A 24,925-nucleotide genomic window follows, 5' to 3' on the forward strand; every position below is an offset into this window, starting at 1 on the left:
CCTGCGGTAGACGAAGAAGTGGACACCTTCTACCACCCTCAGCTGACTTTGGAACTGAAAGCCGATGCCGTCGAACGGCTGAGGAACAAGCTAGGGCGTTTCATCCTAGCCACCAGCGCAGTTGGTGAAGGCTCCCCCTCTGCTGAGGAGATCCTATCCACGTATAAAGACCAATCCTCGGTGGAAAAGGGCTTCAGGTTCCTGAAAGACCCCTCCTTCCACGCATCGGAAATCTACCTCAAAAGGCAAGAGCGCATCGAAGGGCTCATGCTTCTGATGGTGTTTGCCCTGGTCGTCTATAACCTAGCGGAGATGGAGCTTAGAGAGAAACTCTCAAAAGCAGGGGAGAGCATACCTGATCCTAACGGCAAGCCCATGAAATCCCCCACTCTGAAAAGGTTATTCGGGATCTTCTCCCGAATATCGGTTCTGGTCCTTCAGGACGAGGCCACAAAAGCCATGCAGGTGATGAACCTCAAAGACACCCACAAGCGGGTTCTGTGCCTTTTCGGAAGGGATTTTGAGCGATATTATGAAAATAGCCCTGCCTTGCCCGAAAGTAGTTTAATTCAAATCTAGTCGTTGTTAATGCGGAAAGTCGGATGAAATAGAACGCCGTCCCGGCACAGCCGGGACGGCGTAGTTTATTAGTTCACTCCACCAGGGGTTCTCTGTCGTTAGGGAAGTATATCCTGAGATGGGTTACGTCCCTCAGGCCGTTATCCTGCCGTCCCTCTACCTCCGGTAGCCATCTCCAGGGGCCTCCGTTAATGCGACACAGGACAAGAGATCTTCTGCCGTAAGCGGTCCATATTCCCTTAGGGGAGAGGGCCTCTTGGTCCTCCTTCTGTACTGGGCCGGGGATGAGGAATCCCCCAAAAAGAGGTCCGTTGCCTGCCAGGGGAGAATCTCCCTCGGAGGCGATTATCATCCATTGGGTCATCGACCACATATGGGCCATCTCCGGCGAGTCGCCGTGTTTTATGGGGACTATCTGAAAACCGCCGATAGATCCGTAGGGAGACGTCGATATATCTATAACCCCTGGATGGTTTGCCCTCAGCCTGCCCACCGATTGGTAAAGGGTTCCGTCGAACCGGCCTGTGCCGCCTACGGGCCTTATTACCTTTCCTATCACAGAGGTTCCCGACGAACTCAGGAGCTCTATCGATCCCCCTGGCCTGTTCTCTATGTCCACCATAGTCGGGATGTCCTTCCGGTCTACCTCTATCACTATAGTGTCTCCAGGTAAGGGCATCTCTACGTCCGACAGCGGCCTGATTTGACCGGATCTTTTAACGTAAACCTCGCTTCCCGATGGAGGAGTCCAGGCTCCAAAAAGGCCTATACCTCCTTTTCCCTTCAAAACGACGGCGGTTCCTGCGGTAGCAGCCGGTGCGATGGTGTCCGATGGGACCACGCTGATAGTCCTTCCTTTCCCCTTCTCCACCGACAGCAGTATATGGATCGCGTTTACCGCCGAGGCACAGGTATGACCTGGCTTTCCCCAGCCGCTGGCGGTGTAGGCGGGGTAACGGGAGGACGTAGGTATAGATACGACCTCTCCAAGAGGGTAGACCGAGTCGCCCATCCTCGCCTTGGCTTCCTCCCCTTTTATAAGAGGTATCTCTATAGACCACCTGAGATGAGAGTGAGCGACGGAGGGGAATATTAAGAGGGCTACTGTAAGCGCTATAAAAAATCTTCTTGTCAAGACTAACTCCTCCTTAGATCATGTCGGGAAAAAACCATATAGACCACAGGTTTCCCCCGAGATGGTATAGGGCAGAGGGGGCTACCGAGCGGTGTCTATACTTAAGAAAACCCATCACAAGGCTGGGGAAGAACGTAGCCAGCCTTAGCCAATGTACCTTTATAAAAAGGTGGCACAGGGCGAATATAACCGATACCGCTACTATAGCCCAAAGGGGACCTACTATCCTGGACGCCAGAGACTGTAGCCATCCTCTGAAAAAAACCTCCTCCACTACTGCAGCTACCGCCCCCGCTGCCATAAGGGCCATCAGAGATCCTATAGGTATCTGACGGGGCAGAGTTCCCTCTGGCCAGTTTAGGGCTATGAAAGTCAGAGGCACAAGGGTAAGGATCAGGGCGATAGAGGTATCCGCGATGGATCTTTTGGAGAGTCTCCATACCAGGCCGTAATCTTCAAGGCTTTCCTTCCTTAAATAGCACCAACCGTAGGGACCGTAGAGCATAAGAGCCGCTATGGCTAAAGGTATCAATCTTTGACTCTCCTCAGGTTTATGTATATGAGGACGAATATAAACGCCGGTATGACAGGACCTATCGCTACCCACCAGCTTGATGTCCACAGATATATGGCTAAAGACGCCAGGGATATCATTAAAACCATGTTTATCCAAAAAGCTCTCGTCCAGCGGGGTTTATGTCTCTTCGCCGACATAGCCCCCAGAAAAATGGATAGGCCGGACGTAACGATAAGTAGCCATAATGTTATAAAGGACAAGTTTTTTGTCTGAAAATCATACATAAACGATCACCTCTGAAAAACCTCTGCCTTGACAGCCTAGGCGGCCATGGTAGTATAGTACCGCTCTTTTTGCTACTTGATAGGATGGCTCTGTCTTGGACAAGTATAGCAGAATAGTGCTTTTGATTCATATAAGGTTTGATGCCCTATCGATCGGTGGGGCTCAGAAAATATATCTTAGAAAGCGATGGTGGCGATGGAAAAAGCCGGTGGTTCCGTAGGGATTCTTGTTCTTGCTGCTGGAAAGGGGACCAGGATGAAAAGTGAGTCTCCTAAGGTTATGCAGCCTCTTTTAGAAAACCCTATGTTGCACTACGTGCTGAAAGCCTTCGGATCTGTAGGGGAGACCGCTGTGGTGGTCGGTCACCGTGGGGAGATGGTCCAGTCCTACCTATCCCGGTCCTGGCCGGATGTCAAAACGGTGTGGCAGAGGGAACAGCTTGGGACTGGACATGCGGTGATGGAAGCTCAGTCCTGGATATCCCGTTTCGACAAAGTGCTTGTGGTAAACGGCGATATGCCCCTTATGACCGAAGAGATACCTAACTCTCTCCTTGAAGCTCACGAGGGAGGGTGTTCCTTCCTAACCATGGAGCTGGACGATCCTGAGGGATACGGTCGGGTGGTAAGAGGGGCTAAGACCTGCATAGTGGAGCAGAAAGACTGTCTTCCTGAGCAACGGGGCATCAAGGAGGTCAACGCAGGTGTCTACCTTATGGACGTGGTTCCCCTTTTGGACAGCCTTAAGGGATTGGGACGAAAAAACGCCCAAGGTGAGTATTATCTCGTCGACGTCATAGAGGCTTTTCAGGATTTAGGCCTCCCCGCCAAGCCTGTGGTGGTCGACGACCCCGATAGCCTGTTAGGGGTCAACGATCCTGCAGGGCTGGCCCAGGTCGGAGCCATCCTGAGGGACCGTTATGTGGCGAAATGGATGGCCGCAGGGGTTAAGTTTGTGGATCCTAAATCGGTATGGATCGGGCCCGACGTGGTCTTTCAGGGAGAGGCCATGGTTTATCCTGGGGTCCAGATATGGGGGAACTCCACCGTAGGCGTCAACGCCTCGTTAGGCGGTTTTTCCGTCCTCCGAGATGTCTCTATAGGGGAAAATGTAGAGCTTCAGGGCTATTGTTTTATCGAAAACTCCACCCTCAGAGCGGGATCTAAAGCCGGTCCCTTCTGCTACATCCGTCAGGAGTCGGTGGTCGAGGAGAAGGGGTTTGTCGGCAAATTCGTCGAGGTTAAAAAAAGCCTGATCGGCAAGGGGAGCAAAGTTCCTCACCTGTCCTATATGGGCGATGCGTCCCTTGGGGCAAACGTAAACATAGGTGCTGGAACCATAACCTGCAACTACGACGGAAAATCCAAGCATCCCACTACAATCGGAGACGGTGTCTTCGTCGGCAGCGATACTATGTTGGTTGCCCCTGTGACTTTAGGCGCTAATTCTATGACCGGAGCGGGGTCTGTCATAACGAAAGACGTGCCAGAAGGGGCCTTAGCCATAGGAAGGGCAAGACAGAGAAATATCGAGGGTTGGGGAAAAAAGACTACGGAGGGTTCAAGGGATGACGACAAATAGCAGAAAAATAGTGGTGATGTCCGGTACGGCACATAAGGAATTTGCGGAAAAGATATGTGCTGAGCTGAAACTTCCCCTGGGGAGGGTAAACCATTTCAGGTTTTCCGACGGAGAGATAGGTCTCTCTATCGAGGAAAGCGTAAGAGGAGCGGACGTATTCGTAGTTCAGCCCACCAGCAATCCTGTAAACGAGAATCTGATGGAGTTGCTCATAATGGTGGATGCCCTTAAAAGGGCCTCTGCCTACCGTATAAACCTGGTTATACCCTACTTTGGCTATGCCAGACAGGACAGAAAGACCAAGCCTAGAGACCCTATCTCCGCTAAACTGGTGGCTAACCTTCTGGAGAGCACCGGTGCTCACAGGGTCATAACCGCCGATTTGCACGCCGGTCAGATCCAGGGATTTTTCGATATTCCTGTCGATCACCTTATGGGTGTTCCTCTTTTGGCTTCCCATTTCAAGAAGACCTTGGCCAAAGAGCTGGAGAACAGGGAAGTTATCGTCGTAGCTCCCGACGTAGGAGGAGTGGTCAGGGCCAGGAAGTTCGCCGTTATGCTCAACTCCGACCTGGCCATAGTTGACAAGAGGAGATCTCACGAAGTGGCCAATTACTGCGAGGTTATGGCTATAATAGGTGACGTGAAAGACGAGATAGCCATACTGGTCGACGATATAATAGATACCGCCGGTACCATCGTCAACGCAGCTAAAGCTTTGAAAGACAGAGGGGCGAGAAAAGTTTACTGCTGTGCTACCCATGGAATACTGTCAGGCCCCGCTATGGATAGGCTCGATTCCGATGCGGTGGACGGAGTTATTCTGACCGACAGTATAAAGTTGCCTCAGGAGCGAAAGTTGGATAAAATTGTCCAGTTGTCCATAGCCCCTCTTTTCGCTGAAGCGATCAGAAGGGTTCACAACGATAGTTCTGTCAGCAGTCTATTTGACTAGCTTAAGAAGATTTATAATATTTTGAGGAGGAATTTTTATGGATTTTGTAAAACTGAACCTTGAGAAGAGAGAGGCCTGTGGAAAAGAGGCCTGTGGCAGGCTCCGCCGTTCCGGCTTTATACCTGCGGTGCTCTATGGACCGGACTACAAAGAGGCTCTCAGCCTTCAGATAAAGACCGAGGAGTTTATGCCTATACTCAGGGGAAACTATTGGAACACCCTTAAGTTTGACGTAACCCTCCCCTGCGGCACCACCGAGATGTGTATCATAAAGGATCTGACCAGAAACTTCGTAAACGACGAGGTCCTTCACGTTGACTTCTACCAGATGGTAAAAGGTCACAAGATCACCGTCCGTATCCCTATAGAGATAGTCGGTAAAGACGTATGCGCTGGCGTCAAGGCCGGTGGTAAGTTCGCCCAGTACGCCAACGAGGTGGAGATCTCCGTTCTTCCCAGGGAGATCCCTGACACCGTCGTGCTCGATGTATCCAACCTCGATGCAGGTACGGTAGTTTCTTTCAGCGATCTCGATCTTCCTGAGAGCGCGGAGATCTCCAAAGGCTTCTCCGGCTCTGTGGCTGAGGTCAGCGCAGTGAAGACAGGAGAGTAGGTAACAAAAGGTCGTGAAACTGGTCGTAGGGCTAGGGAATCCGGGGATAAGGTACGTTCAGACCAGACACAACGTAGGATGGATGACTATCGACGGTCTAGTGGATCGTCTATCCCCAGGAAAACCTCAGGAGAGGTTTCACTCTCAGCTATGGGGGCCTGTGATGGTGGAGGGGGAGAAACTCTTTCTGATGAAGCCCTTGACCTTTATGAACGCCAGCGGAGAGGCTGTCAGAGAGTTTGCCAGATATCATCCTCTCGAGCCGGAGGACATATTGGTGGTGTTCGACGAGGTCGCCCTCGACACCGGACGTATCCGTATCAGATCGAAAGGCTCCGCCGGAGGTCATAACGGGATGAAGTCCATAATAGCCTGTATGGGCAGTGGGGATATCCCTAGGCTTCGTATAGGCATAGGCCCGAGGCCAGAGGTCATCCCTATGGTCGACTTTGTCCTCGGTCGCTTCAGGGAGGAAGAACAGCCCTCGCTATATGAGGCCCTGGATGAATCGGTAAAAGCCTGCCTGATGTGGTGTCATCGTCCTGTGGAAGAGGTAATGAACAAGTTTAACTGATATGGTGGCGGGCGAGGTGTTTTCTCGTCCGTCTTTTTTTATCCTATTAGGAGAGAAGGGGGTTGGGGTGAGAAAGGTATTTTTGCCTTTTTCCGGATCCGTTCGTCCCTGGATTTGTTCCGAGGAGACCGGGGCTATCGTCCTACTGCCCGACGAACGACAGGTTAGCCAGTTTATCTCCGATGGCAAGGCTATCCTTCCTGATGTCGATTTTATCTCTCTCCCGGAGATACCTCTAGAAAAGGGGTCCATAGAGGATATCTCCTATCCATCATCAAGAGGTTATATATTCTCCCGGTGGATAGAAGAGGGAGGGGTGATGGTCTCTACTCCTGGAGGCCTTGTGGCCCCTCTGGCGGAGCCCGGTGGGGCAATCCAACTAAAAGTAGGCGACCGGTTTGGAAGGGATAGATTTATCTCCTGGCTGGAAGAACAGCGCTTTATCCGATCCGATCTGGTCTGGAAGGCGGGAGATTATGCGGTAAGAGGAGGGGTCGTCGATTGCTTCGACCCTTCTTCAAAGATGGCTGTGAGGGTGTCGTTTTTCGACGATGAAGTGGAGGATATGAGGCTTTTCTCCACAGGGGACCAGAGAACCAGATATTCAACCGATGAGTGGACCTTTCGCTCCGTCTGGAGTGGAGAAGGGGGACCTAAGCTCCCTCTCTATCCCTCCAGGCTGATAGTCTTCGATCCTCCTAGGTGTCGTTCCTGCTTCGACGGATTTCGATGGCTGTGGAACGAGATTTCCAGCATCGATCTGCCGGAGGATAGATGGGACCGCTGGCTGGAGTCAGCCTCGTCTTTGGTCTTTTTTGAGACTTTTAAAGGGCCGGGCCAGGAGGAGCTAAATATATCCGAGCCTCCAAGGTTCAGGGGGAACCTGTCGGTTTTTAAGGAGCAGCTTTCCCTCTGGGAAAAAAAGGGTTTTGAGGTCCTGGCTAGATCGGCTACCGGACCTCCTTCAGGACTGGAGGAGGTCAGCTGGGAGAACCGCCCTGTATCCTCCGGTTTTATCGATTGGGATAAAAAAGTCGTCCTTCTATCGGACGTAGAGCTATTTGGCCTTCATTCAGCCGCAGTCTCGGAGGAAGATGTAATTCCCTCAGAGCTGAACCTTTTTCTGGAGGAAGGGGCATGGATGGTGCATAAAGACCATGGCCTCTGCAGGTATTCGGGCACCGAGGTAGTCAAGACAAAGTTTGGCTCTCAGGAACTGCTGGTGCTCTCTTTTCACCGTTCTCAGAGGCTGATGCTCCCTGTGACCTCTATGGATAAAGTATCCATCTACGGCGGTGAGATTAGCGACGATCTATCGCCGGACGTTTTAGGATCATCTAGATGGAAAAACGCCCTGATCAAGGCGGAGAAAAGGATAGAGGAGGAGGCGTCGGAGCTTCTGGAGATATACGCTAAAAGGCGGCTCTCATCCGGTAAGGCTTTCCCTGTAGACGACGAGATGATGGCCCAGTTTGAGTCTATGTTTCCTCACGTGGAGACCAGAGATCAGATGGCCGCTATAGTGGACGTAAAAAGGGATATGGAGTCCAATTTTCCTATGGATCGTCTCATAGTTGGAGATGTAGGCTACGGCAAGACCGAGGTAGCCTTAAGGGCGGCTTTTAAGGCGGTTATCGGTGGATCTCAGGTCTTGGTCGTAGTCCCTACGACAGTTCTTGCTCAGCAGCATTACCGGCTCTTTCTCGGTAGAATGGCCCCTTTTGGGGTGAACGTGGAGCAGCTATCTCGATTTCTCTCCCCTCGAAAACAGGAGGAGGTAGTCAAAAGGCTCTCCGAGGGAAAAATCGACGTGGTTATCGGTACCCATAGGCTCCTTCAAAAGGACATATCGGTTCCAAAACTCGGTCTTGTGGTGGTCGACGAAGAGCACCGCTTCGGAACGGCCCATAAGGAGAGGCTCAAGAAAATCCGATCTTCGGTGGATTTTTTGGCTCTATCGGCGACTCCTATACCTAGAAGCCTGTCTATGTCCCTAAGGGGACTGAGGGACATATCGACTATAGAGACCGCCCCTATCAACAGGCCACCGGTTATAACCGTAACAGGTGCATGGGAGGATTCTCTGGTCCAAAAGGCGATAGCCAGAGAGCTTAACAGAGGAGGACAGGTTTACCTCCTTCACAACAGGGTGGAATCTATAGGGGAAAGGGCAGGCTGGATAAAAGCCCGATTCCCCGATTTCAACGTCGAGATAGCCCACGGACAGATGAATGGGAAACTGGAGGACGTTATGATGGCCTTCTACGAGGGGCAGGTGGATATCCTGGTATGCACCACCATAATAGAGAGTGGCCTGGACGTCGGAAGGGCCAATACCCTTATAGTGGAAGACTCCAGAAGCCTGGGGCTAGCCCAAATGCACCAGCTCAGAGGGAGAATTGGCAGAAGGGAGGAAAGAGGATACGTCTTTTTTCTCTATCCCTCCAACCTGCCTCTGCCTTACAGGACAGGAGAGAGACTGGACGCCATAGGACGTCTGTCCTATCAGGGAGCTGGTTACGATATAGCCAGGCAGGATCTTCTCATTCGAGGAGCCGGCGATATGCTCGGATTCTCCCAGCACGGTCACAGAGACAGAATTGGAACGGACCTATACTACAAAAAGCTCAGGGATAAAATAGACTCCCTTAAAGGGAGGGCAAGGACGGAGGTCTCTATGGATATCCGAATTCCCCTCATGATACCTTCGGACTACATTCCTCAAAATACCGTAAGGATGGCTATGTACAGGAGAATGTTCTCCGTTCAGTCGGTTCAGGACGCCCTGAACCTGAAAGGAGAGCTGGCTGATCGGTTTGGCCCTCCTCCTGATGAGGCTTTATGTCTCATATACCTGGCCCTTTTGAAGACGGAAGGGGGAAATCAGGGTATAATCCATGTCATGGTCGACGAGAAAAAGACCTCTTGTCGTCTAATGGGAAAGGAAAACGAATGGATTGGCCCGGGAGGGGCTAAAGGTATTGCCCTTTTATTTCGGAGGATAAAGGAGTGGTGTGATGGATAGTGGAGTCCTTTTTTCAAAGCTAGAGGACATAATGACACGGCTTAGGGCCCCAGGAGGTTGCCCCTGGGACAGAAAACAGACCTATAGCAGCCTTCGCTCCAACATCATAGAGGAAGCCTACGAACTGGTAGAGGCCATAGACGAATCCAACCTGGACGGTATGGCCGAAGAGGCCGGAGACCTACTGCTTCAGGTCGTCTTTATAGGTGTTATAGCCCAGGAAAGAGGGGACTTTGCCCTCTCCGACATAGTGGAATCCATATCCTCCAAGCTCATACGTCGCCACCCCCACGTTTTCGGAGATCTTTCCGCCGACGACAGCGACCAGGTTCTCAGAAACTGGGAACGGATAAAAACGGAGGAAAAGGAGAGCAAGGGAATATCAAAAGCTGTGTTCTCCGGGGTCCCGAAAGCCCTTCCTCCCCTAATAAAGGCCTTTCGGATTCAGCAAAAGGCGGCAGGTGTGGGATTTGACTGGGCAAAGGGAGATCAGGAGCCTGTTTTTGATAAAATATCCGAGGAGCTAGATGAGGTCCGAGAGGCTATGGCCAGTGGAGATAAAGACGGCCTGGTCGGGGAGATCGGAGATCTGCTTTTTTCCGTCGTAAACCTAGCTAGAAGGATGGATATCGATCCCCATCTGGCTCTGGAGAGGACTAACAATTCCTTTATGGAAAGGTTCGGTTTTATAGAGCGGTCCATCGAAGCTCAGGACAAGAGTTGGGATCAGATGTCTTTAGACGATCTGGACGGCCTTTGGGATGAAGCTAAAAAGCATAATGCGCACACAAAATCGGTATGATATAGTGTTATAAGCATTGAAGATGGAGGCGTAGTCATGACTCAGGTAGTAAAGGCAAAAGCCGGTAAGGCTAAAGTAGGAATCACCGAGACCGCACTCAGGGATGCCCATCAGTCTCTCATAGCGACCAGGCTCAGAATAGAGGATATGCTGCCCGTTCTAGAGCGTATGGACGAGGTAGGATATCACTCTCTGGAGGTATGGGGGGGGGCTACTTTCGACACCTGCATGAGGTTTCTGGACGAGGACCCATGGGAGCGTCTGAGGACACTGAGGAAGCACGTCAAAAAGACAAAACTACAGATGTTGCTCAGAGGTCAGAACCTGGTGGGATACAGACACTACGCCGATGACGTGGTTAGGGAGTTTGTGAAGAGGGCTGTCGGCAACGGGATAGACATAATGAGGGTCTTCGATGCTCTTAACGATACTAGAAACCTGGAGGTCGCAGCGGAGCAGGTCAAAAAAGAGGGTGCCCATCTTCAGATGTGCATATCCTATACCCTATCTCCCGTCCACACCAACCAGGTTTTCGTCGACCTAGCGGCCAAGATGAGGGACATGGGGGCTGACTCCATATGCATCAAGGACATGGCAGGGCTTCTGAGCCCCGTCGACGCCGATACCCTGGTAAGAGGCATAAAGAAAGAGACCGAGCTTCCCGTCCAGATCCATAGCCACTACACCAGTGGTCTTGCCTCGATGGCCTATTACGCCGCTATAGAGGCCGGTGCGGACGTAGTCGACTGCGCCATATCCCCTTTCTCCATGGGAACTAGCCAGCCGGCTACCGAATCGATGGTTGCGGCCTTAGCCAGAGGAAAGTACGACACTGGAATATCCCTGGATAACCTGATCCCCATAGCGGACCACTTTAAGGATCTTCGGAAAAAATACGATAACATATTTGTAGGCCTCAACGGCGCTGATACAAATGTCCTCATATACCAGATACCCGGTGGGATGTACTCCAACTTGGTCAGCCAGCTTAGAGATCAGTCGGCGGAACACAGGCTTAACGAAGTGCTTAACGAGGTCCCTGTGGTCAGAAAAGCCATGGGCTATCCTCCCTTAGTCACCCCTACCAGCCAGATAGTCGGCACTCAGGCGACCTTAAACGTCCTGGTCGGTGAAAGGTGGAAGATGGTCTCCAAAGAGGTTAAAAACTACTTCAAAGGCTACTACGGCAAGGCACCGGCGGAGATGGACCTTGAGGTCCAGGCCAAAATACTCGGTGACGAAAAGCCCATAACCTGTAGACCTGCTGAAAAGCTGGAGCCTGAGATGGAGAAGGCGGCCTCGGAGATAAGGGCTTGGATAACTCAGCCCGAGGACGTCCTTACCTACGTCATGTTCCCCGCTATAGCCAAGGACTTTTTGATGAAGAGATACGCAAAGATAAATCTCAGGGATATAGGCCTCGACGACACCGTCGAAGAGGCGGCTTACCCTGTATAGGAGGTTTTTTCATGAACGTTATGGATAGCGTAAACCAGCTGGTGGAATCCAGAATCAGGCCCGCACTTCAGAGTCACGGTGGAGATATAGCGGTGGTATCCTTCGACGAGGATACCGGAGTCCTCTCCGCTTCCCTTCAAGGTGCCTGTGGGACGTGCCCTTTTGCTCAGGAGACCTTGAGGATGCAGGTCGAGGCTGTTTTAAAAGAACAGATTCCTCAGGTACTCTCGGTCGTCCGAGTTTAGTTTTTGGAGAGGAGCGACCTTTATTATCAGCGAAGTTTTAGTGGAATCAGTAAAAGACGGTTTTTCCTCGGTGATGGAGATATCCCAGGAGTCTATGTCCCGTATCACCGGGGCTAAAGACGAGAATATCCAGCTGATAGAGGAGAGATATCCTGTCAGGATAACCGTCAGAGGTGGTATGGTGGCTGTTGTCGGTCCCGACAGAGAGCCGGTGGCTATAGTCTCCGATCTTATCGGACAGATGAGCAGGATAGCCGACAAAGGGGACAAAATAAGGCCCTCGGAGGTCAGATACTGCATGGACATGATCGCCAACAAAGGGTCGGTGGACATGGAAAGCCTTTACGACGGTCTCCTGTGTATGACCGCCCGGGGAAAACCCGTTCGCCCTAAAACTATAGGCCAGAGAGCCTACGTAAAGGCTATAAGGGACAACGATATAGTTTTCACCGTAGGCCCGGCGGGAACGGGAAAGACCTATCTTGCGGTATGTGAGGCGGTAAATATGCTAAAGGCTGGGACGGTGAGCAGAATAGTCCTGGTTCGCCCAGCGGTTGAGGCAGGAGAGAGCCTCGGCTTTTTGCCAGGAGACCTCAAGGAAAAGGTAGAACCCTATCTTCGTCCTCTGTACGACGCTTTCTTCGAGCTTCTCACTCCAGAGAGGTTCATGAGATACGTCGATAAAAACGTCATAGAGGTGGCTCCCCTCGCCTACATGAGAGGGCGAACCTTGAACGACAGCTTTATCATATTGGACGAAGCCCAAAATACGACTCCAGAGCAGATGAAGATGTTTATCACTAGAATGGGTTTCGGCTCTAAAGCGGTTATAACAGGGGACTTGACCCAGGTGGATCTCCCTGCAGGCAGAAAATCCGGACTTTTTGTGGTCCAGGATATCCTGAAGGGTATCAAGGGAATCGATTTTATAAGGCTGGAGAACGTAGACGTCGTGCGTCATCAGATCGTTCAAAGGGTTGTGGCAGCCTATGAAGAATACGAAAAAAGAACGCAATAAGGACACAAAAAAAGATCGTCCCCGGCATATGTCGGGGACGATTGAAGAGTTGCTCAAGGTAGCCTATATATCCCTTTCCGCCCTTTTGGTCGTGTGCTGTCTTTTCGTGGCCTTGAGGTGGACCACTATAGACATAAGGCGATCGTTTATACCGGGCTTTCCTGCTTACAGAACCTACTTTGCCCTCTTTAACATGAAGTACGAGGATGAAGGGGGAACAGAAAAACTTCAGGATCTTGTGAGGGACGGAATAGCCGGGGTGATGGTCCGTCGAACGGGGCAGGCTAGGGACGTAGAGGAAAGACTTTCTCTTATAGGCGAGGGACGTTTAGATGAGGCCGGTATCTCGCCTGCTATATCGGAGATAATACGAAACCTTCCGGAGGAAAGGTCTAAGGTCCTTTTTGAGGCTATATCCTCCGCAGGGCTTTCTCTGCTTACCTTCAGCCCTTATAGGGACTCTTTTTCCGGCGTCAACGAAGACCTTCTGTGGAACAGGCTTTCCCCTTATGACCTTCCTCCTGGGGATGGAAACCTGGCCGTTCAGATAATGTCGGATATAATGGTTCCTCTCGTTGGAGCTGACGATGGAATGACCGATCGACTGAGATCTATCGTGGCGGAGACCATAGGCGGTGTCCCAAGGGAGCTCAACACCGGTGATATTATAGTGACAAAGGGGAGCATAATCACCCCTCAGATAGCCGATTTACTGAGAAAACAGGGATATCCTCAGGGCAATTTCCCTATAAGGTCGATGATGGTGGTCTTTCTCCTGGTTCCGCCGGTGTTTTTATGGGCCAGGCGAAACGTTATACTAGGTTGGGATTCCAGAAAATCCGGCTATCTGGCTTTTCTTTTCTTCATAGGCATTATGACCTCCTACCTGTCGTCCCTAAGGGATCTGACGTCCCTAGGGGTGGTATCCATGGCAGGTATGGCTTATGTGACCTTGCCTCTCAGAAGGGCTAGAAACTCGGTTATGGCGGGAAAGGGTATAGTTTCACTGGTATTCGGTGGATTAGGTCCTTTGGCTTTAGGGGAGATAATGTCGGTAGGTGTGATGGCCTCCGCCCTTGGAGATCTGCTTTTTAAAAAGATTGATTCTCGCTCACGTCTATGGCTGGGAATGGTCCAGATGGGGCTGGTTCTCGGCGGAGTGTCTTTGATAGTCCGATGGTTCTTCTCCGGAGACTCAGGGATACTTTTAACCGCTCAGACCTTTTTAGGAGCTATACTGATAGGCTCGGTGACCATGTTGCTTCTCCCTGTGGCAGAGGTGTTGTTCGATATCCTCTCTCCTTTGAGATTGCTTGAGCTTTGTCAGCCCGATCACCCCCTCCAGAAGCGACTTCAGATCGAGGCACCAGGCACCTATCACCATTCACAGATGGTATCCATCCTCGCTGAGGGGGCCGCCGATGCATTAGGGCTCAATTCCCGATTGGTCAAAGCAGGAGGTTTCTTTCACGACATAGGAAAACTGAAAAGGCCTCACTTTTTCATTGAAAATCAGTTTGGAGCGAAAAACGCCCACGACGACCTGTCCCCTGTTATGTCCTCTTTGGTGATCATATCCCACGTAAGAGACGGATTGGATCTGGCGGAAGAGTACAGATTACCTGAACGTATATCCCATTTTATAGCGGAACATCACGGGACTACCTTTATGGGATATTTCTACAAAAAGGCGAAAAAAGAGGGTCTCGATCCCTCGGAGAGCCAGTTCACCTATCCTGGCCCCAGGCCTAGAAGCAGGGAGACCGGCCTTGTTATGTTGGCCGACTCGATAGAGGCTGCGGTCAGAGCGGAGAGGGAGAACATAAAAAGCGTGATCGATCTCCAGCAGATAGTGAACTCGGTGACCGCCTCCAAGGTGAACGCGGGGCAGCTTGACGACACAGGTTTTACGTTGAGGGATCTGGCGGTTATAAGGTCTGCGATGATACAAAACCTTAAATCTATGTATCATACTAGAAACATAGCTCCTATAGGAGACAATAACACGGCTAAGTCCGGAAAGGAAGGAAATAGATGAAACTGGAGATCGCTATATCCAGTGACGAAGGTGAACCTCGACCGTCTTTTGTGCTAAGCGAGGATGTATTGGTCCCATGGGTGTCCGCAATGCTGGACGAGGTGTGGCCCGATTGGAGGGAAAAGAGCTCGGTGTCGGTGTCCGTAGCGGCTATAGGGGAGGATGAGATGAAAGATCTCAACAGCACCTACCGCAACTGTGACGCTCCTACCGATGTACTTTCCTTCCCGAACTGGGAGGAGGATGGACGGTTTTCTCCTCCTGACTGGTCCGATGTTCCTCTAGGAGACGTAGTCGTATGCCCATCGGTGGTCGAGAGAAACGCCTGTGAACATGGCGTATCCTTCGATTCTGAAATGGCCCTTATGGTTTTCCACAGCGTTCTCCATCTGGTTGGATACGACCACGATAGGGAGGACAGGGAGTGGGAGATGTGGTCAATTCAGGAACGTTTCAGGGATCTCCTTTTGGCGGATTTGAAGCCCGCTTTCCCTACAGGACAGGAGGGTTGATCCGGTTTTGAGTACTGTTATGGACAATCTGTTGCTGGTGATAGCTCTTTTGGTCGTTTCCGCCCTTTTTAGCGGCAGTGAAACCGCTATAACCGCCAGCAGCAGGGCAAAGTTAATGTCTTTGAGCGACCAGAATACATCCTTCAGGGGCGTATTGAACTGGCTTCTCAAAGATCGTCAGAAAGCTTTGACCACTATCCTGATAGCTAACAACCTGGTCAATATAGCGGCGAGTTCCCTGGCTACCACTTTGGCGGTGGTGGTGTTCGATCGTCACGGCGTATTTCTCGCTGTCACGGTTATGACCTTGCTTATAGTGATCTTCGGCGAAATTCTCCCAAAGAGCTTTGCTATGGTTAGAAGCGAAAGAACCCTTTTTATAACCCTGCATATGATAAGGACAGTTAACTTCCTTCTGACTCCATTTGTATGGATTATCGGAGGGATTGTCTCGTTTATCGGTCGTCTTTCCCACGTTGACCTGTCCCTCCAGTCCTCTTTCGTGACCAGAGAGGAGATAGAGCAGGTAGTGACCATCGGTGAGGCCTCTGGGGCTTTGGAGGAGGCGGAGCGTCGTATGATTCACGGGATAATCTCCTTTGAGGACACCAGGGTGTCGGAGGTTATGGTCCCTAGGATAGATATGAACGTCGTCGACAGCGAGACCACCGTAGGTGAGCTAGAGCCTATTCTAGACGATTATGGACACTCCCGTATCCCTATTTATCAGGATAGCCTCGATAACATTGTAGGTATACTTTATATCAAAGACCTGATAGGTCGCCTTTACTCTGGAGATACGGAGGTGAAGGTCTTCGACCTCAAAAGGGACGCTCTTTTCGTGCCGGAAACCATGAAGGTGCCCGACCTTTTCAATATAATGAAAAGCCGAAGGGTCCATATGGCCATAGTGGTGGACGAGTACGGTGGGACCGCGGGGATCATAACCCTTGAGGACCTTCTGGAGGAAATAGTAGGAGAAATTCAGGACGAGTACGATCACGAGCTCCCCTTGATAGAAAAGGTAGATGAGGATACATACAGAGTTCAGGGAAATATGGACCTGGAGGATCTCAGCGAGGCTTTAAAATTCCCCTTTGAGTCGGAGGATGTAGAGTCTGTTGGCGGGTTTGTGACGGACCTGTCGGGAGATTTTCCCGTCGCTGGAAGCGTGTTGACCTACGGCCAATGGGAGTTTACCGTTTTAGATGTGACGGATCACAGAGTTGTCGAGATTGAGCTTAGAAAAATAACCGGAGAAGGGGAATTTTGTTATGATTGACGACGTCGGCCTTGAATACAGATCAGGGGTAGTTGCGGTAGTTGGAAGGCCTAACGTCGGCAAATCCTCTCTCATAAACGCACTTTTGAGGTGTAAGGCGACTATCGTATCCCCTAAACCTCAGACCACCAGAGACAGAATTAGGTGTATTCTGGAGACCGATAACGGACAGATAGTGTTCACCGATACACCGGGCATCCACAGGCCTCAGCATAGGCTAGGAGAGGCTATAGTTGAAAGTGCTCTTGAGGCTATGGACGAAGCGGACCTGGTTATATATGTCATATGTGCCGACGACAACGGAATAACCGGTCAGGATCGCCACATAATTGAAATGCTGAAAAAGATAACCACTCCAGTGCTTTTGCTGGTCAACAAAGTGGACCTCCTCGGATCAAAGAGGGCCAAACTTCTCCCTCTGATAGAGTCCTACCGAAAGGCACTGAACCCGTTGGAAGTTTTGCCTGTCTCCGCAAAAGAGGGGTCCAACCTGGAGGAACTGGTCGATATACTGGTTTCTCGCTTACCTGAAGGGCCGCCTCTGTATATGGACGATATCCTCGTGGACCGTTCCTCTCGCTTTCTAGCGGCGGAGATCATCAGGGAGCAGGTGCTATACCGGGCGGATCAGGAAGTACCTCACAGTGTAGCGGTAGAGGTCGTCGATTTTAAGTCACCGGATGAATATCCCGAAAGGGAGGATACCTACATAAGTGCGGTTATACTGGTCGAGAGAAAAGGCCAGAAACTTATCCTTTTGGGGGCTAAAGGTGAAAAAATCAAGGAAATAGGGACCGGTGCCAGAAAGGCTCTGGAGGAGTTTATCGGAGGCAAGGTATATCTCGACCTGTGGATCAAGATTAGGAAAGATTGGCGAAACTCCGATTCCGAGCTTCGCCGCCTGGGATATAAAGGGTGAGCGATCAGAGGCAAGGTCTTCATAAAGGGACCGGTGTGATACTCAAAAGGGACATATCGCCGGAGGGAAACATAAATCTCCTGTGTCTGCTGAGGGAGAAAGGCCCTATATGGGTATCCCTTCCTGGAGGGGCCAAAGGCAAGGTCCGACTTGGGGGGAGCACCGAGCCTATGATATGGGGCGAATTTTCCCTTCATAGAAGCAGATCCAGGGACTATCTCAAAGAGGTAGAGGTAAAACAGGATTTCTGGAAGTTAAGATCTATGCCCGAGGCCCTTATGACCTCCTTCCGATGGTTTCGTCTATTGGGAGATGTCCTACTGTGGAGGCAGCCGGTGGACGAGGTCTTGCCGGTTCTCTATTGGTCAATGGAGCTTCTGGAATCGGGCAGCGATCCGATAGGGGTGGATCTTCGGTTTACATGGAGGCTTTTGAACGCCCTAGGAATAGCCCCCTCCATGAAAAACTGCGACTACTGTGGAGCGGATATATCCTGTGGAGTATGGAGAGACAACGGTTTTGTCTGTGTCAACTGTGGAGATGGGGATAAAAAACTGGACCTTTCCATATCTATCCTGTGGATATTCAGCCCTCAGAGTGCCATAAGAGGAAAGAAACTCTCCTTAGAGGCCAGAAACTCTATTTTATCGGTGAAGCCTCTTTTAGTTGAAAATTTTAAGCTTCTGTCTTAGAAAATTAATAATATAAGGATGTGATCCCTTTGAACCTTCAGGAGATTATCTTTCGGCTCGAACGTTTTTGGTCCGACCGTGGATGTGTGATACAGCAGCCCTACGATACAGAGGTAGGAGCGGGAACGATGAACCCTGCGACATCTCTAAGGGTAATCGGACCAGAGCCCTGGAAGGTCGCCTACGTGGAGCCGTCCAGAAGGCCAGCCGACGGTAGATACGGGGAGAATCCCAACAGGCTTCAGCATTACTATCAATATCAGGTAATACTCAAGCCAGCTCCTGACGACGTTCAGGAGCTATACCTGGACAGTCTCGCCGCTTTGGGGATCGATTCGTCGGAGCACGATATACGATTCGTCGAGGACGACTGGGAGTCTCCTACCGTAGGAGCCTGGGGGCTAGGTTGGGAAGTGTGGCTAGATGGAATGGAGATAACCCAGTTTACCTACTTCCAGCAGGTTGGGGGAGTGGATATGGCCTTGGTTCCCGCTGAGCTTACCTACGGTATCGAGAGAATAGCCATGTTCGTCCAGAAAGTGGATAACGTATATGACCTCCAATGGAACGATACCCTTACCTACGGCGATGTCCATCATAAAGGGGAGGTAGAGAACTCCACCTACAACTTCGAGGTTTCCAACCCCGATATGCTTTTTAAGCTTTTCGATATGTACGAAGCCGAATCCCGTCAGATAGCGGAAAAAGGGCTGGTCCTTCCCGCCTGGGATTATGCTCTTAAATGTTCTCATACATTTAACCTTCTGGACGCCAGAAACGCCATAAGCGTCACCCAGAGGACCGGCTATATCGGCAGGATAAGGGCTTTAGCCAGTATGTGTTGCGAAAAATACGGTGCTCAGAGAAAAGAAATGGGCTATCCGATGAAGAAAAAGCTCGTCTAGGAGGGGATTTTTATGGACACGAATAACCTTGTACTGGAGATAGGGACGGAGGAGATCCCCTCCCGCTTTATGACCAAAGCCCTGGAGGACCTCGTCCTCGCCGGTGAGGCGGAGTTTAAAGAGAGCAGAATAGATCACGGTGCCATAAAGACCTATGGAACTCCTAGAAGACTGGTTTTATCCGTAAAAGGCCTATCCGACAGGCAGAGCGATCTTATGGAATCCTTTAAGGGTCCGGCTTGGTCCAACGCCTTTGACGGAAGCGGTAATCCGACCAGAGCAGCTCAGGGATTCGCAAAAAGCAAAGGTATAGAGGTAAACGACCTTGAGAAGAGAGACGTCGATGGAGTTCCCTACGTCTTCGCCGTGGTCAGCGAAAAAGGTGCTCCTTCCTCGGAGCTCTTACCGGATATTATGTGCAGGATAATCAGCAGGCTTTCATTTCCGAAAAGCATGTACTGGAAGAAAAGTACCGTCAGGTTTGCGAGGCCCATCAGGTGGATACTCTGTCTCCTAGGTTCAAAGGTAGTCCCCTTCGAGCTAAACGGCATACCCAGCGGGAACACCACCAGAGGGCACCGTTTTATGGGAGCCTCTTCTATCGTCGTCGACAAAGAGTCGTCCTACATGGAGAGGCTCTACGATAATTACGTCATAGTCGATCAGGAAAAAAGAAAGGAGAAAATGCTTTCCTCTATAACCGTTTTGGAAAAAGAGATCGGAGGATCTATAGACAGGGATCCAGATCTGATAGAGGAAAACCTTTTCCTGGTGGAATATCCTCTGCCTTTCTACGGTAGCTTCGACAAAAAATACCTAGAGCTACCGGAAGAGGTGCTGGTTACCACGATGAAGCACCATCAGAAATACTTCCCCGTCAGAGATAGGTCGGGAAAACTGATGCCCTACTTCGTCGGGGTGAGCAACAACAGGGCCATCTCTATGGACATAATAAGAGAGGGAAACCAGAGGGTACTTAGGGCAAGGCTGGAGGACGCCTCTTTCTTCTGGAAAGAGGATAGAAAGGTATCTCTGGCCGAAAGGGTCGATGGCCTTAAAAAAGTGGTCTACCAGGAAAAACTTGGGTCGGTATACGAAAAAGTGACAAAAGTAACCGAGCTTTCGAGGTTTATATGCGACAGCTTAGGAGACTCTGGGATAATTGGTTTAGTCGACAGAGCCGCCTCTATCGCCAAATCGGACCTTCTCACCAATATGGTAGGGGAATTCCCCGAGCTTCAGGGCGTGATGGGGAGGGAATACGCTCTCAAAGACGGCGAGGACAGCAGGGTAGCCCTGGCTATGTACGAGCAGTACCTTCCGAGATTCGCAGGAGATTCCCTTCCATCCGACGTTATAGGTGCCTACATAGGCCTAGGGGAAAGGATCTTCAACCTGGTAGGGGCCTATAAAACCGGTTTTCGTCCATCGGGATCCCAGGATCCCTACGGTCTGAGGCGAGCGGTGAGATGCATAAACGAGATAATATGGGGCATGGACCTGAACCTAGACCTTGATGAGACGATCGATAAAGCAGGAAAGATCGTCGACCTTGATGCCGACGGCATGGCCGAACTGATCGCCTTTGGAAGACAGAGAACCCTTATTCAGCTGAAGGAAAAGGGATTCTCCCACGAGTTGAGCGAATTATCGGTGGCTGTTGCAGGTGAAAAGCCCCTTCAGGCTTTGAGGTATCTCAAGGCACTGGACTCGGTAAGAGGAGAGGAGTGGTTCTCCAACCTCATAACCTCCGCTGTAAGGGTCGGTAATATCCTATCTAAAAACGGCGACGACAGGGCACCCTCGGTGGACAGCTCCCTTTTATGCCTCGAACAGGAGAAGGAACTTTTTAACCAGATGGAGCTGAGATCTCCAAAAGTGGCCTCTACCATAGAGAACAACGATTGGGACGGCCTTATGGAGGTCCTTTATGGCTTGTCTCCTGCGGTTTCCGATTTCTTCGAGGGAGTTATGGTAATGGATAAAGACGATAAGGTCAGGGGAAATCGACTCGCACTGCTTGCGGAGTGCGATTCCCTTTTTAAAAAGATCGGCGATATCAGTCGACTAAAAGGATGATCAAGGGAGGGGATCCCATGGGGAGGCCCATAGCACTCATATCCGATTCAACTGGAGAGACAGCGGAGTACCTGGTTCAGGCTGTACTCACCCAATTCCAAGGACTTGACGTCTCTTTTTTAAGGTTCCGATTCGTGGACTCGGTGGAGAAAATAGGACCTATACTCGAGGAATCCAAGGCCAATAATGCCTTGATAGTGGCGACTTTAGTGGCAGATGAGGTCAGAATTTCCCTCATGGAACAGGCCGCCAATATGGGCCTTGAGGCGGTAGATCTCCTAGGGCCTCTTCAGATCTCTCTCTCCAGTTGGAGTGGCATGAACCCCTTGCAGATGCCCGGACTTCTTCGGAGAATGGACGATAAATATTTTCAAAGGGTAAAAGCTATCGAGTTCTCCATCAAGTGCGATGACGGAAAGAGTCAGAACCTTCTTCCGACGGCGGATCTGGTGATACTGGGAGTGTCTCGATCGGGAAAGACCCCTCTGTCCATGTTTTTGGCCAATAAAGGGTATAAAGTGGCCAACCTCCCTCTGGTGCCCGAGGTCGCACCTCAGGACCATCTATGGAAGGTCGATTCTGGCAGGTGTGTAGGTTTGCTCATAAGCCCGGAAAAACTTATGAGAATAAGAAAGGACAGGCTGAAGATTATGGGCCTTGACCCGGATACCTCCGTCTACGCCCAGGAGAAAAGGGTTCTCTTTGAACTCAACTACGCCAAAGAGATAATGGTTAAGGTCAGTTGCAAAGCCTACGATACCACCGATAGGTCTATTGAAGAGATATCCCAAAACATACTGGATGATATGAAAATAGGCAAAAGACTGTAAATAAAGAAGATCCCCAAAGCCTAGGCTATGGGGATCTTCTCTTTAGTCGGAAAGACCGTATTTTCTAAGCAAGTCCTGATATCTATCCTCCACCGCTTCCGGAGAATTTGGCTCTATCGAATAGGGGTCTATAATCGGATCTGTCGGCGTAGACGGCACAGGGGGCTGTACTGGGTGAACCGGAACGCTCTGTGCCGGTATAACCATGCTTCCCTGAGCCAAAGCCTGATCCTGAGGTAGCAGCAACAGCCTAGGGGCGTTAGGGTCTTCCATAGCGGTCAGAGAGGACCCTCCGTGGAGAGGGCACGTAGCCTCCGGTGCCCTCGATCTAGGGAGATATAGATCAGCGGCCTTACAGCCCTTGGACGCTAGATAGCCCGATTCCCTACAGACCCTTACCCTTACAACATCGCTGTCCTCTGGAACCGTAAACCTGGAGGGATAGGTCCTCATGGATACGGCCTCCTTGACGAAGTCGCTCCATACTGGCAGAGCGATCCTTCCTCCAGTGGCGTGTATGCCCAAAGGTTTATGGTCGTCGTTTCCGGCGTAGACCACGACCACAAGACCTGGAATACCTCCGGTAAACCATGCGTCGCTGTAATCGTTGGTCGTTCCGGTTTTCCCGAATACGTCGTAGTCTTTCATCGCTGCTTTAGCACCTGTCCCTGCTCGGACTACGTCCATCATCAACGACCTCATAACTACTGCGTGGGAGGACTCTATAGCTTGACTGACCTGTGGCCCGTTTCTCTCGAGAACTCTTCCCTCTCCGTCTCTTATCTCCTTTATCGAGTAGGGCAGAACCCTCTTGCCGTCGTTTGCGTAAGCGCAGTAGACCGCGGTCATCTCCAGAGGGGTCACGCTTGCGGTGCCAAGGCCGATGGAGAGCGCAGGCCAAAGATGAGGCGATGTTATGCCGAGTCTTCTGGCGACCGATACCACCTGTTCTGGTCCTACTAAGTCGGTCAATCTCACCACAGGGGTGTTGTAGGAATGGGTCAGAGCCTCGAAAAGGGGAACCTCCCCTGCGAACTTCTTGCTGTAGTTCCCAGGTGACCAGATTTTATCGACGCTTTCTTTCATCTCGTAGGTTATCGGTTTGTCCAGTATATGGTCTGTGGGCATGAACCCCGCCTCTAAAGCGGCGTTGTAGACGATGGGCTTAAAGGAGGATCCCGGCTGTCTAAGAGCCTGAGTTGCCCTGTTGAACTTGCTTTCCTGAAAGTCCTTCCCACCTACGAGAACCAGAATCTCCCCTGTGTTCGGGTCCATGGCGACTATGGCCCCTTGGGAGTCCAGTTTTTGAATAGCCCTCTCGGCGGCTTCCTGGAGATCTATATCTAGAGTGGTGTATATCTGAAGGCCTGACGCATAAACCTTGTCTCGTCCGTATTTCGGCAAAAGATCCTTAAAAAGGATATGGCTTATAAAATAAGGTGCTTTATTCAGGTTGAGGATATTTTTCTTAGTCTGGGTATTTAAGATTAACTCGGTCTCTTCAGCTCTAGACTTATCTTCCTCCGAGATCCAACCTAGCGAGACCATTCTACTGAGGACGTATCTCTGCCTAGCTCTGGCCTTTTCCATGCTCCTTATAGGAGAGTATTTTTCCGGTGCCGCTATAAGGCCTGCGAGGATAGAGGATTCGGTCAAAGTTAGATCGGAGGCCCTCTTACCGAAATAGGTATAGGCCGCCGCCCCTATTCCCCAGGCCCCGTGACCGAAATAAATGGCGTTCAGATAGGTCTCCAATATTTTATCCTTGCTGAAAAGCTTCTCTATCCGGAAGGATAGTATAGCCTCCTTTCCCTTTCGAATCATAGTTTTTTCATGGGTCAGAAACACGTTTCTCGTCAACTGCTGGGTTATGGTGCTAGCTCCCTCTCCTCTGCTACCGGTTAAAAGGGATCTGGCTATGGCCAGGGGGCGGATTCCCATATGGGTATAAAAGGAAGAATCCTCCGCCGCTAAAGTCGACATAACCATCCACCTGGAAATATCCTTTAGCTCCTCAGGCCTTCTGTTTTCCAAAAAAAGTCTGGTTATCACCTTTCCGTTTCGGTCGTAGACGATACTCGCCTCGTTAGAGCGATGGGCCAGTATCTCATCGTCTGGAGGAAGATCCTCTGCGAGCCTTGATATAAGGACAGCTCCTCCTACCGCTCCGACGGCCATCAGCAGTGAAAAAAGCAGCAGCATTACGGTACCTACGGTTTTCAAAGGGGAAAAAGCCTTTGGTTTCTCCCGTCCTCTTCTGATTGTCATCGATCACACTCCCCGAAAATATTTAGGGCACCTCTAAAAACGCTCATCCTCACAGGCAGGTCGAGTATACGATTGGGCCAGGGCGTAGGCGGAACGGTCTCTCCGAGGGGACTCAAAGGTGAATTTTTAGAGGTGTCCTTTAGCCATGTTCGACCGATTATAGCACCTTTTATCTGGAGGGATAAAAATGGGGCTTGCCAAAACCTCGGAGGGATGGTATAGTTTATCGGTCGTCACGAGACGGCACGGACCTTGATAAGAGAATATGATGCATGATAAAGAGCTAGCGTTACTCAGCAATTTTTATGGAGAGTTTGATCCTGGCTCAGGACGAACGCTGGCGGCGTGCTTAACACATGCAAGTGGGACGAAGGTTCTTGTCGGAAGGTTTCGGCTGGAAGATAAGGATACTGAGTCGCGGACGGGTGAGTAATGCGTGAGAACCTGTCTCAAAGAGGGGGACAGCCCCGGGAAACCGGGATTAATACCCCATATGCCTAAGGGTGAAACGGAGCAATCCGCTTTGAGAGGGGCTCGCGTCCTATCAGCTAGTTGGTGAGGTAATGGCTCACCAAGGCAAAGACGGGTAGCCGGACTGAGAGGTTGGACGGCC

At 50.9% G+C, this 24,925-nt stretch carries 22 protein-coding genes and 1 rRNA gene; 19 read left to right on the forward strand and 4 right to left on the reverse strand.

Annotation, left to right across the window (positions count from 1 at the left end; translation table 11 throughout):
- The coding region (locus B9Y55_RS10820; protein ID WP_143340920.1) for an IS1634 family transposase at positions 1–579 on the forward strand (579 nt) is incomplete at its 5' end.
- A gap of 73 nt (positions 580–652) precedes the next feature.
- Here the strand turns inward: B9Y55_RS10820 and B9Y55_RS10825 are convergent.
- The 3 genes from B9Y55_RS10825 to B9Y55_RS13635 are packed head-to-tail and all read right to left on the reverse strand — an operon-like array spanning position 653 to position 2,377.
- Positions 653–1,714: a hypothetical protein gene (locus B9Y55_RS10825; protein WP_085545374.1), complete on the reverse strand. Its 1,062-nt coding sequence runs from the start codon at positions 1,712–1,714 to the stop codon at positions 653–655.
- Between the two features lie 13 nt (positions 1,715–1,727).
- Positions 1,728–2,246 (reverse strand): Synerg-CTERM system glutamic-type intramembrane protease MrtS, encoded by a 519-nt coding sequence (gene mrtS / locus B9Y55_RS10830; RefSeq protein WP_085545375.1) that lies wholly within the window; start codon positions 2,244–2,246, stop codon positions 1,728–1,730.
- Positions 2,243–2,377, reverse strand: a complete 135-nt coding sequence (locus tag B9Y55_RS13635; RefSeq protein WP_268753304.1) for a hypothetical protein — start codon at positions 2,375–2,377, stop codon at positions 2,243–2,245. The genes mrtS and B9Y55_RS13635 overlap by 4 nt, the downstream gene beginning before the upstream one ends.
- 325 nt (positions 2,378–2,702) lie before the next feature.
- Here B9Y55_RS13635 and glmU point away from each other — a divergent pair, with 325 nt between their 5' ends.
- The 17 genes from glmU to B9Y55_RS10920 all read left to right on the forward strand — a co-directional run bounded on the left by glmU (position 2,703) and on the right by B9Y55_RS10920 (position 22,044).
- The gene (gene glmU, locus B9Y55_RS10840) at positions 2,703–4,097 is read left to right on the forward strand and encodes a bifunctional UDP-N-acetylglucosamine diphosphorylase/glucosamine-1-phosphate N-acetyltransferase GlmU (protein ID WP_327078442.1); all 1,395 of its coding nucleotides are present in this window, start codon (positions 2,703–2,705) and stop codon (positions 4,095–4,097) included.
- A complete protein-coding gene (locus B9Y55_RS10845; protein ID WP_085545378.1) occupies positions 4,084–5,052 on the forward strand; it encodes a ribose-phosphate diphosphokinase in 969 nt (322 codons plus the stop codon). The genes glmU and B9Y55_RS10845 overlap by 14 nt, the downstream gene beginning before the upstream one ends.
- A gap of 37 nt (positions 5,053–5,089) precedes the next feature.
- A complete protein-coding gene (locus B9Y55_RS10850; RefSeq protein WP_085545379.1) occupies positions 5,090–5,665 on the forward strand; it encodes a 50S ribosomal protein L25 in 576 nt (191 codons plus the stop codon).
- A gap of 13 nt (positions 5,666–5,678) precedes the next feature.
- Complete coding sequence (gene pth, locus B9Y55_RS10855; protein WP_085545380.1) at positions 5,679–6,239, forward strand: aminoacyl-tRNA hydrolase; 561 nt, start codon at positions 5,679–5,681, stop codon at positions 6,237–6,239.
- Between the two features lie 67 nt (positions 6,240–6,306).
- Positions 6,307–9,264: a DEAD/DEAH box helicase gene (locus B9Y55_RS10860; protein ID WP_159448330.1), complete on the forward strand. Its 2,958-nt coding sequence runs from the start codon at positions 6,307–6,309 to the stop codon at positions 9,262–9,264.
- Complete coding sequence (gene mazG, locus B9Y55_RS10865) at positions 9,257–10,066, forward strand: nucleoside triphosphate pyrophosphohydrolase (RefSeq protein WP_143340922.1); 810 nt, start codon at positions 9,257–9,259, stop codon at positions 10,064–10,066. Before B9Y55_RS10860 ends, mazG begins: the two co-directional genes overlap by 8 nt.
- Before the next feature lie 36 nt (positions 10,067–10,102).
- On the forward strand, positions 10,103–11,524 hold the full coding sequence (locus tag B9Y55_RS10870; protein WP_085545383.1) for a pyruvate carboxylase subunit B: 1,422 nt from the start codon (positions 10,103–10,105) through the stop codon (positions 11,522–11,524).
- A gap of 11 nt (positions 11,525–11,535) precedes the next feature.
- On the forward strand, positions 11,536–11,769 hold the full coding sequence (locus B9Y55_RS10875) for a NifU family protein (protein WP_085545384.1): 234 nt from the start codon (positions 11,536–11,538) through the stop codon (positions 11,767–11,769).
- 73 nt (positions 11,770–11,842) lie between these two features.
- Complete coding sequence (locus B9Y55_RS10880; protein WP_085545393.1) at positions 11,843–12,787, forward strand: PhoH family protein; 945 nt, start codon at positions 11,843–11,845, stop codon at positions 12,785–12,787.
- 28 nt (positions 12,788–12,815) lie between these two features.
- The gene (locus tag B9Y55_RS10885) at positions 12,816–14,825 is read left to right on the forward strand and encodes an HD family phosphohydrolase (RefSeq protein ID WP_159448331.1); all 2,010 of its coding nucleotides are present in this window, start codon (positions 12,816–12,818) and stop codon (positions 14,823–14,825) included.
- Positions 14,822–15,337 carry an rRNA maturation RNase YbeY gene (gene ybeY / locus B9Y55_RS10890; RefSeq protein WP_085545386.1) on the forward strand — a complete coding sequence of 172 codons (516 nt, stop codon included), beginning with the start codon at positions 14,822–14,824 and terminating at the stop codon, positions 15,335–15,337. The genes B9Y55_RS10885 and ybeY overlap by 4 nt, the downstream gene beginning before the upstream one ends.
- Positions 15,338–15,344: 7 nt before the next feature.
- A complete protein-coding gene (locus tag B9Y55_RS10895; protein ID WP_085545387.1) occupies positions 15,345–16,619 on the forward strand; it encodes a hemolysin family protein in 1,275 nt (424 codons plus the stop codon).
- The gene (gene era / locus B9Y55_RS10900; protein ID WP_085545388.1) at positions 16,612–17,538 is read left to right on the forward strand and encodes a GTPase Era; all 927 of its coding nucleotides are present in this window, start codon (positions 16,612–16,614) and stop codon (positions 17,536–17,538) included. The genes B9Y55_RS10895 and era overlap by 8 nt, the downstream gene beginning before the upstream one ends.
- Positions 17,535–18,230, forward strand: a complete 696-nt coding sequence (gene recO / locus B9Y55_RS10905; protein ID WP_143340923.1) for a DNA repair protein RecO — start codon at positions 17,535–17,537, stop codon at positions 18,228–18,230. The genes era and recO overlap by 4 nt, the downstream gene beginning before the upstream one ends.
- Before the next feature lie 29 nt (positions 18,231–18,259).
- Complete coding sequence (locus B9Y55_RS10910; protein ID WP_085545390.1) at positions 18,260–19,135, forward strand: glycine--tRNA ligase subunit alpha; 876 nt, start codon at positions 18,260–18,262, stop codon at positions 19,133–19,135.
- Between the two features lie 12 nt (positions 19,136–19,147).
- Positions 19,148–21,214 (forward strand): glycine--tRNA ligase subunit beta, encoded by a 2,067-nt coding sequence (gene glyS / locus B9Y55_RS10915; RefSeq protein WP_085545391.1) that lies wholly within the window; start codon positions 19,148–19,150, stop codon positions 21,212–21,214.
- A gap of 17 nt (positions 21,215–21,231) precedes the next feature.
- Entirely contained in the window at positions 21,232–22,044 is an 813-nt protein-coding gene (locus tag B9Y55_RS10920) for a pyruvate, water dikinase regulatory protein (RefSeq protein WP_085545392.1), read from the forward strand.
- A 42-nt stretch (positions 22,045–22,086) separates the two neighbouring features.
- Here B9Y55_RS10920 and B9Y55_RS10925 read toward each other — a convergent pair whose 3' ends face one another.
- Positions 22,087–24,312, reverse strand: coding sequence for a transglycosylase domain-containing protein (locus tag B9Y55_RS10925; protein ID WP_234986221.1), 2,226 nt, complete (start codon positions 24,310–24,312; stop codon positions 22,087–22,089).
- A gap of 302 nt (positions 24,313–24,614) precedes the next feature.
- Between B9Y55_RS10925 and B9Y55_RS10930 the strand changes: the two genes are divergently transcribed.
- A 16S ribosomal RNA gene (locus B9Y55_RS10930) occupies positions 24,615–24,925 on the forward strand; the annotation flags it as partial.

The sequence above is a fragment of the Dethiosulfovibrio salsuginis genome, assembly GCF_900177735.1.
In the GTDB taxonomy this organism is placed as follows: Bacteria; Synergistota; Synergistia; order Synergistales; family Dethiosulfovibrionaceae; genus Dethiosulfovibrio; species Dethiosulfovibrio salsuginis.